The following is a 2,146-nucleotide window of genomic DNA, read 5'->3' as shown; positions in this document are numbered from 1 at the left end:
CTTGTCGATGGCGCTGCGCTGGCCGGGCCGCGCCGTGGGGCGTGCCGGGCCCGTCAGCACGGCACGCAGGCGGCCGATGTCGTGCAGGGCGGAACTCATGAGGCGGGAGAAGCGGAAGGCGGCATGCAGGCCCCATCGTCGCATCCCTGCGGTGGGCGTGCATCCTCCGGCGCCGCGCCCACGCTCTCGGCCACCAGCCCGCCCAGCAACGCGCCCAGGCGCAGGTCGTCGATGGCGCCGAAGTGATGCAGCCGCACCCCGCCCTGCCGGTCCAGCACCACCAGGCTCGGCGTGCCGCGCAGTTGCAGGGCCTGCATGGTCAGCGGCACGCCCTGGGCGCCGTCGGGCTGGTCGATGCCGATCGGGAAGTCCAGCCGGTACTCGTGGATGAAGGCCTGCAGCGCCTCGGCGCTGCCCATCACCGCGTGATGCTCGAACACCGTGTGCAGGCCCAGCACCACGAGCTGCTCCGCCGGGAAGCACCGGTGCACGCGCTGCGCCTGCGGCAGGCCATGCGCCACGCAGCCCGGGCACAGCATCTGGAAGGCATGCAGCACGACCACGCGGCCGCGCAGCGCGGCCAGCGTGGGCGGCGCCGGCGTGTTGAACCAGTGCGAGACGCGCAGCTCGAGCGCCATGGCCTCAGCCCGCCTGCCGGTGCAGCGCGACGGCGGGGAAGTCCAGCGGCACGTCGAACGCCAGGTTCACGTAGTTGGTGAACAGGTTCAGCGCCACGTGCGCCACGATCTCGACGATCTCCTCGTCGTTGAAGCCCGCGTCGCGCAGCGCCTGGACCTCGGCCGCCTCCACCTGGCCGCGCGCCTCGACCAGGCGCAGCGCGAAGCGCAGCGCGGCGGCCGTGCGCGGATCCGCCGACTCGCCGCGCTGCGCGGCCGCCATCTCGTCGGCGCTGGCGCCCGCCTTGCGGCCCAGCACGGTGTGCGCCGCCAGGCAGTAGCGGCAGGCGTTGCGCTCGGCCACGGCCACCGCGATCTGCTCGCCCAGCCGGGGCGGAATGACCCCGGCGCCCAGCGCGCCGAAGCTGCCCCACATGCTCTTGAGCGCCGCCGTGGAATGGGCGACGGCGCGGAACATGGCGGGCGTGGCGCCGAAGGCGTCGTGGATCTGGGCCAGCAGTTGCCGGCCTTCGCCGGTGCCGCCGTCGGCGGCCATCAGGGAGAGACGGGTCATGGTGCGTTTCCTTTGCGATAGAGGCGATGTGCCGACGCCAGTGTGGACCGTGGCTCCGTATCATTGGCCACGATTCATCCGGAATTCATGCCAGATCGTCCAATCCCTCCCAACCCTGCGCCGCTGGACCGCCTGTCCGGCCTGCTGGAGCACTGCCGCGTGCATGCGCGCCTGTTCCACCAGGGGCCGCTGTGCGGCGTGAGCACATTCCCCGCCGAGCCGGGCCGGGGTTTCCTGCACGTGATGCGCAGCGGCTCGCTGGAGCTGCGCCACGCGGCGCGCAGCGGCCTGCCGCGCCGCCTGCAGGTGAGAGAGCCGAGCCTGCTGTTCTATCCGCGGCCGCTGGCGCACGTGTTCCACAACCCGCCGGCCGACGGCTCGGATTTCGTCTGCGCCGAGCTGGACTTCGGCGGCGGCGCCGCCAACCCGCTGGCGCGTGCCCTGCCGCCGCTGGTGCTGCTGCCCCTGGCGCGCGTGGAGGGCCTGGCGATGTCGCTGCAGCTGCTGTTCGCGGAGACCGAGCGCGTGCGCTGCGGGCAGCGCCTGCTGGCCGACCGGCTGTTCGAGGTGGTGCTGATCCAGTTGCTGCGCTGGCTGCTCGACCATCCCGCCGAGGCGGGCGTGCAGCCGGGCCTCATCGCCGGCCTGGCCGATCCGCGCCTCGCGCGGGCGCTGACGGCCCTGCACGAGGCGCCGGGCGAGGCCTGGAGCCTGGACGCGATGGCGCGCCACGCCGGCATGTCGCGCAGCAGCTTCGCCGCCCGCTTCAAGGCCGTGCTCGGCCAGACGCCGGCCGCCTACCTGGCCGACTGGCGGCTGACGCTGGCCCAGGCGGCGCTGCGCAGCGGGCGCCCAGTCAAGCAGATCGCGGACGAACTGGGCTATGCCGGCGCGTCTGCGCTGTCGCGGCGGTTCAGCCAGCGGCTGGGGCAGTCGCCGCGGCAGTGGCTGGCGC

At 73.8% G+C, this 2,146-nt stretch carries 3 protein-coding genes; 1 reads left to right on the top strand and 2 read right to left on the bottom strand.

The annotated features are described in order from the left end of the window. Positions 1-95: 95 nt before the first annotated feature. Both ACIY1X_RS25000 and ACIY1X_RS24995 read right to left on the bottom strand, forming a co-directional pair. Positions 96-638, bottom strand: a complete 543-nt coding sequence (locus ACIY1X_RS25000) for a peroxiredoxin family protein (protein ID WP_399685990.1) — start codon at positions 636-638, stop codon at positions 96-98. Between the two features lie 4 nt (positions 639-642). Beyond that, on the bottom strand, positions 643-1,191 hold the full coding sequence (locus ACIY1X_RS24995; RefSeq protein WP_038208920.1) for a carboxymuconolactone decarboxylase family protein: 549 nt from the start codon (positions 1,189-1,191) through the stop codon (positions 643-645). Between the two features lie 87 nt (positions 1,192-1,278). Here ACIY1X_RS24995 and ACIY1X_RS24990 point away from each other — a divergent pair. Further along, the coding region (locus ACIY1X_RS24990; RefSeq protein WP_399685987.1) for a cupin domain-containing protein at positions 1,279-2,146 on the top strand (868 nt) is incomplete at its 3' end.

It is taken from the genome of Xenophilus sp. (genome assembly GCF_044462705.1).
GTDB lineage: Bacteria > Pseudomonadota > Gammaproteobacteria > Burkholderiales > Burkholderiaceae_C > Xenophilus > Xenophilus azovorans.
Note: the sequence above shows the minus strand (reverse complement) of the source record. Positions and strands in the feature narration are given on the sequence as shown.